Below are 6,613 nucleotides of genomic sequence, written 5' to 3'. Positions count from 1 at the left end.
ACCTCCACTTGCAGTATTTGTTGCAACGGTTCTATTTAAAGATAAATTTACAGAAGAAGAACGCAATTCAGGATTAACAAATATTGTTATGGGACTATCATTCATTACAGAAGGGGCTATCCCATTTGGTGCTGCGGACCCTGCTCGCGCAATTCCTAGCTTTGTTGTCGGTTCAGCTGTGACAGGTGCTTTAGTTGGTCTTTCAGGTATCAAATTAATGGCACCACACGGAGGAATCTTCGTTATCGCTCTTACAAGTAACGCTTTACTTTACCTTCTATATGTTGCCATTGGTGCAGTCATTAGTGGTGTCTTGTATGGAGCCCTTCGTAAAGCAAAATAATTGATAAAAAACATCTCCTATAAAGTGAGATGTTTTTTTGTTATAGTTTTAAACTATACAAAGTGATAAAGGTATAGTTTAAAACTATATAACAAGATAGAAAACTACAAGAACAAAACCTATTGAAATTAAGTGTTTTATGAGTTATTATAAATTGCGTAAAGAAAAAATAATATAACTTAAAACTATATCTTTGAGTTTGTTATAGTTTTAAGATGGTGTGGAGGATTTATATGACACAAGTGACAAGTTTGGGCTACCCACGTTTAGGTGAAAATCGTGAATGGAAAAAATTGATTGAAAGCTATTGGGCTGGAAATATTACTCAAGAGGAGTTATTTGATCAAGGTAAAGCGCTTCGCATTGATTTCTTGAAGAAGCAAGAAGCAGCCGGCCTGGATTTAATACCAGTTGGAGATTTTTCTTTTTACGATCATATCTTGGATTTGTCTCTACAGTTTAATATTATTCCAGAGCGATTAGCAGATCGCTCCAATGATATTGATCTCTATTTCACTATTGCCAGAGGTGATAAAGAGAATGTAGCTTCTGCCTTGAAAAAATGGTTTAATACCAATTACCACTACATTGTACCAGAATGGGAAAATGTCACCCCACGTTTAACCAATACACGATTACTAGATCTTTATATTGAAGCTAAAGATTTAGTTGGTGACAAGGCGAAACCTGTCATCACAGGGCCGATTACTTATGTAGCTCTCTCAAATGGGGTTACTGATGTTGCAGCAGCAGTAGATAGTTTGGTCCCACTTTATGCAACGATTTTTAAACAGCTGACAGAAGCTGGGGCAACTTATATTCAAGTGGATGAGCCAATCTTTGTGACAGATGAGGGTGCAGCCTATCTTGACTTGGCAAAAACGGTCTATACGCAATTGACAACAGCAGTGCCAGAGGCAAAAATTATTTTCCAAACCTATTTTGAAGCCTTGATTGATGCGGAAAAACTGGCGGAGCTTCCAGTGGCAGCCTTTGGTTTAGATTTTGTGCATGGCTTGGAAGAAAACCTAGCTGCAGTTCAATCTGGTCTCTTTAAAGACAAGGAAGTTTTTGCTGGTGTGGTTGATGGGCGTAATGTCTGGGCAGCTGATTTTGTGGCAACAATAGATCTCTTAAAGGAAATCCAGAAGAATGTTGCCAACTTACTTGTTCAGCCATCTTGCTCACTACTCCATGTTCCTGTCACTACAAAAAATGAAACCGATCTTGATCCTGTTTTACTTAAAGGCTTATCATTTGCAGATGAAAAGTTAGCTGAAATCAAGCTCTTAGCTGAGAACTTAGATGGCATTACTAATCCTCAATTTGCAGAGCATGTTGCAGATTTTGAAGCCTTACAAGCTGCGGACTTCCGCAATGTTGACTTGGAAGACTTGGAAAATGTTTCTGTTAAACGCCAAACAGATTTTGCAGAGCGCCGCCGTATTCAACAAGAAAGACTCAAGCTTCCTGCTCTTCCAACAACGACAATCGGCTCTTTCCCCCAATCTCCAGAAGTTCGTTCAACCCGCTTAAAATGGAAACGTGGTGATATCACGGATGCAGCCTATGAAAACTTTATCAATGCTGAAATTGAGCGTTGGATTCGTATCCAAGAGGATCTTGATCTTGATGTTTTAGTTCACGGTGAGTTTGAACGTGTGGACATGGTAGAATTCTTCGGTCAAAAACTTGCAGGTTTTACAACGACCAAACTTGGTTGGGTCCAATCTTATGGGTCACGCGCTGTTAAGCCACCAATTATTTATGGGGATGTTCAGCATATTCAACCGCTTACGGTGAAAGAAACTGTTTATGCGCAAAGTTTGACAGATCGTCCTGTCAAAGGAATGCTAACTGGTCCGATTACGATTACAAACTGGTCATTTGAGCGAACAGATATTTCCTGTGCCGACTTGTTTAACCAAATTGGTCTCGCCATTAAAGATGAAATCGCACTTTTGGAAGAAGCAGGGATTGCTATTATTCAAGTCGATGAAGCAGCACTTCGTGAAGGGCTTCCTCTTCGAAAAGCTAAGCAAAAAGCTTATTTGGATGACTCTGTTCATGCTTTCCGTATCGCGACATCATCAGTAGAGGATCGCACACAGATTCATACGCATATGTGTTACTCAAACTTTGATGAAATTATTGATTCAATTCGTGAGCTAGATGCAGATGTGATTTCTATTGAGACCAGTCGTAGTCATGGGGAATTGATTGCGGCATTTGAAACGGCAGTTTATCCACTTGGCATTGGTTTGGGGGTTTATGATATCCACTCACCACGTGTGCCAAGTAAACCAGAAATTATTGAAAATATTGAGCGTCCATTACAAAATCTTGCTCTTGAGCAGTTCTGGGTAAATCCTGACTGTGGCTTGAAAACACGTCGTGAACCTGAGACAGTTGCGGCTTTGAAGGTCATGGTTGAAGCTACCAAAGACGTTCGTAAATCACTATCACTTTAAAAAGGAGACAAAGACATGGCGCGTTTATTGGAAGCATTAAAAACAACTATTTTAGTGGCTGACGGTGCCATGGGAACTCTTCTTTATGCGCATGGTTTAGAAACCTGTCATGAAGCCTATAATCTCACTCATCCTGACGAAATTGTCGCTATTCACCGAGCCTATATTGAAGCAGGTGCTGACATCATTCAGACTAATACCTATGGAGCTAAGCGTCATCGGTTAAAAGGTTATGGTTATGAGGATAAGACAAGAGAGATTAATCATCAAGCGGTCACATTAGCTAAACAAGCTGCAAAGTCTGAAACCTTTGTATTAGGTACCATAGGTGCTTCTAGAGGACAGATGCAGTGTGACTTAACCTTAGATGAGATAGTAGCAGAAACGCTTGAGCAAGCCTCATATTTGTTGGAAACAGGACAACTAGATGGCTTACTACTTGAAACCTACTATGATCTAGAAGAGTTACTAGCTGTTTTGGAAAAGCTGCGCCCGTTGACGGATCTTCCATTGATTACTAATTTGTCCTTGATTGAGGCAGGGGTTTTAGAAAATGGGAAACCTCTTGTTGAAGCTTTTAGTCAGTTGGTCATGGCAGGTGCTGATGTTGTTGGTCTTAACTGCCATCTAGGGCCTTATCATATGATTAAGTCGCTAAAGCAAGTCCCTCTTTTTGCCCAGTCTTATCTGTCGGTTTATCCAAATGCTAGTCTCCTATCTTTGGAAGGAGATGGCGATAAAAGTCACTACCACTTTAGTAAAAATGCGGATTATTTTGAGTACAGTAGTAAACTCTTTGTAGAAGAAGGCGTGCGCTTGATTGGTGGCTGTTGTGGGACGACGCCAGACCATGTCAGAGCCATCAAACGAGGCATAAAAGGTTTGAAACCGCTTGAGCGAAAAATTGTGACCCCTATGATTAGTGAGGAAGAGCTGATTAAGGTGGTGTCGCAAGGAGAGACGATTGTTGACAGGGTAAAAAAAGACATTACAGTGATTGCTGAGCTTGATCCTCCAAAAAACTTGGATATAGACAAATTTATCGACGCAGCTAAAGCACTAGATCAAAAAGACATTGCAGCCATTACCTTGGCAGATAATTCCTTAGCAAAGACACGAATTTGTAATGTGAGTTTGGCTTCTTTGTTAAAAGATGAGTTGGAAACCCCATTTTTACTACATATAGCTTGTCGTGATCATAATTTGATTGGCTTGCAATCTCGTTTGATGGGAATGGATATCCTAGGTTTTGACAATGTTTTAGCTATTACAGGAGATCCTTCGAAAATGGGAGATTTCCCAGGAGCAACCAGTGTTTATGATGTAACGAGTTTTAAACTTTTAAGTTTAATTCAACAGTTAAACCAAGGCAAAGGTTACAGTGGTGCTTCTCTAAAAAAAGCAACGCGTTTTACGGCTGCCGCTGCCTTCAACCCCAATGTTCGTAATCTTTCTCGATCAGGCAAGATGATTGAAAAGAAAATAGCAGCAGGAGCAGACTATTTCATTACGCAACCGATTTTTAATTCAGAGCTTATCGATGAGATGGCTTTGGTGACAAAAGATTATGATGCGCCATTCTTTGTGGGGATTATGCCAATTACAAGCTACAATAATGCTGTTTTTCTCCATAATGAAGTGCCAGGTATTCAATTATCCCAACAGTTTCTAGAAAAGTTAGAGCAAGTCAAGGATGATAAATCACTCTGTCAACAGGTTGCTTTAGAAGAAAGTAAACGGTTAATTGATAAAGCATTAGAGCATTATAAAGGCATTTATTTGATTACCCCTTTTATGCGTTATGATTTGACCATTGAATTGATTGATTATATCGAAGAAAAGAAGAAACTCCTTAGCATACAGATTGGAGCTTAAATAAAAGACGTCCCTAAGTAACTGATGACTTAGGGACGTCTTTTATGTAATAAATAGTAGAAACAGCAGTTGATTAGCCAAATGACTAGACCATACAGACTAGCTATCAGGCTTAAATGCGAGCTATATTCGACCAAGTCCAAAGAAAAAAGTAATACTGACAAGAGATGAGTAGGAAAAGAAGCAAAACTAAACCCCAAAATCCTTTTGGTGGTGGAAAATCTGCTCCCCACAGCAATAAAAGTAGCCAAACGCTATAAGATAAGAGAGGTTCAATGATTAGATTTTTTAATCATAGGCGCCTTTGATAACGCAACATAACAATACCATCGACGACCGTGCTTTCAACTAGCTTGAGAGGTAGTTCAGGTAAAGGTTGTGCAAATAATCGACGCCCCTCTCCTAAAATGGTTGGAATAATACCAATGATATATTCGTCAATGAGATCGTCTTTGATTAAGTTATCTGCTAGTTTAGCCCCACCATAGAGCCAGATATCACTGCCGTCTTCTTGTTTTAGTTTTTTAATAACAGATAGAATGTCCGTCGTAAACTGAAGATTTCCTTTATTTTCCTTTGGTGTTCGACTTGCTACGACAAATGTCTTTAGATTGTGATGAGGAATATCTTCAATAGGACAATCCTTCAGGGCTTCGTGACCGATAATAACGGTATCGCAAGACTTAAAAAACTGCTCATTGTCAAATTGCAGTTCCGTATTTAAGCTATTGTCGCCTTGCCCTCTAATCCAATCATACCGCCCATCTTTTCGACAAATATAGCCATCTAGACTAATCGCGATATTTAAAACTAAGCGTCGCATAAGATCTCCTTTTTCTTATTGTAGTTATCTTATTATAGCATAAAAGTTTTAATTGAAGCTGATATTTATTTTACATAATTTAAATACCGTAACATTAAATTTATTCTTGACAATTTGCTGTCATAGCGTTATAATAGTGAAAATTAAATAACCTTTAATTTAGTCCAGAGAGGCTGCAAAGGTTCCAAGTAACAAATGGGTGCATAGTACCCTGTTTTCGTGTAACCTTGCTTTAGCAAGGTTCTTTTTTTACCAAAATAGTGTAAAATATGACAACTGGAATCAGAGGCTGATCTTTTAGCATTTAGAAAGGGCAGTATGATTTTAAAAGAAAAGATGACCTTGGTTTCTCAAAGAGAGATTGCACCACAGATTTTTGAAATGGTGCTTGAGGGACAGATGGTTGATGAGATGGCGATTGGACAGTTTTTACACATTAAAGTTCCGGACTCTAGTATGTTACTCAGACGCCCTATTTCGATTTCTCAAGTTGATAAGAAATCTCAGCAGGCCACGTTGATTTATCGTGTCGAAGGTGGGGGGACAGCTATTTTTTCTCGTTTACCCATTGCTAGCCAGCTAGACTGCATGGGACCACAAGGAAATGGTTTTGAGATATCATTTTTGAAAGCTGGTGATAAGGCTTTGATTATCGGTGGTGGGATTGGTGTTCCTCCGCTTGTCGAGTTGGCAAAACGGCTGTCAAACAAAGGGGTTGAGGTGCTCTCTGTTATTGGATTTGCGACAAAGGACGCTGTGATTTTAGAAGAAGATTTAGCTAAGTACGGTCAGGTTTATGTGACAACAGACGATGGTTCTTACGGTACAAAAGGGTATGTCTCAACCATTCTTGATCAGCTTGAGCTAAGTGCAGATGCTGTTTATGCCTGTGGGGCACCAGGGATGTTACGTTATGTGGATGAGCTGTTTTCGGATCATCCACACGCCTATATCTCGATGGAATCACGCATGGCCTGTGGTATGGGGGCTTGCTATGCTTGCGTTGTTCATGTCAAAGACCAATCAGATGCAGTGAATAAACGCGTTTGTGAAGATGGTCCTGTCTTTGAAACAGGTCATATTATCTTAGATTAGGAGGGG

Annotated in this window: 4 protein-coding genes and 1 pseudogene; 4 read left to right on the top strand and 1 reads right to left on the bottom strand. The window is 39.6% G+C overall.

The window, feature by feature from the left end; translation table 11 throughout:
• The 3 genes and pseudogenes from ACQRDX_RS04590 to ACQRDX_RS04580 form a co-directional block, all read left to right on the top strand.
• Positions 1-343, top strand: a pseudogene (locus tag ACQRDX_RS04590) (PTS fructose transporter subunit IIC); the annotation flags it as partial.
• 233 nt (positions 344-576) lie between these two features.
• A complete protein-coding gene (gene metE / locus ACQRDX_RS04585) occupies positions 577-2,814 on the top strand; it encodes a 5-methyltetrahydropteroyltriglutamate--homocysteine S-methyltransferase (protein WP_427894548.1) in 2,238 nt (745 codons plus the stop codon).
• A 15-nt stretch (positions 2,815-2,829) separates the two neighbouring features.
• Positions 2,830-4,689: a bifunctional homocysteine S-methyltransferase/methylenetetrahydrofolate reductase gene (locus ACQRDX_RS04580; RefSeq protein ID WP_427894550.1), complete on the top strand. Its 1,860-nt coding sequence runs from the start codon at positions 2,830-2,832 to the stop codon at positions 4,687-4,689.
• Positions 4,690-4,981: 292 nt separating this feature from the next.
• Here the strand turns inward: ACQRDX_RS04580 and ACQRDX_RS04575 are convergent, their stop codons facing one another.
• Complete coding sequence (locus ACQRDX_RS04575; protein ID WP_427894552.1) at positions 4,982-5,512, bottom strand: dihydrofolate reductase family protein; 531 nt, start codon at positions 5,510-5,512, stop codon at positions 4,982-4,984.
• A gap of 318 nt (positions 5,513-5,830) precedes the next feature.
• On the opposite strand from ACQRDX_RS04575, the gene ACQRDX_RS04570 reads away from it, so the two are divergent.
• Positions 5,831-6,607, top strand: coding sequence for a dihydroorotate dehydrogenase electron transfer subunit (locus ACQRDX_RS04570; protein ID WP_427894554.1), 777 nt, complete (start codon positions 5,831-5,833; stop codon positions 6,605-6,607).
• Positions 6,608-6,613: the final 6 nt, after the last annotated feature.

It is taken from the genome of Streptococcus sp. SGI.013 (assembly GCF_050315295.1).
Classification (GTDB): Bacteria; Bacillota; Bacilli; order Lactobacillales; family Streptococcaceae; genus Streptococcus; species Streptococcus porcorum.
This window is presented reverse-complemented; position numbering and strand designations above follow the sequence as displayed.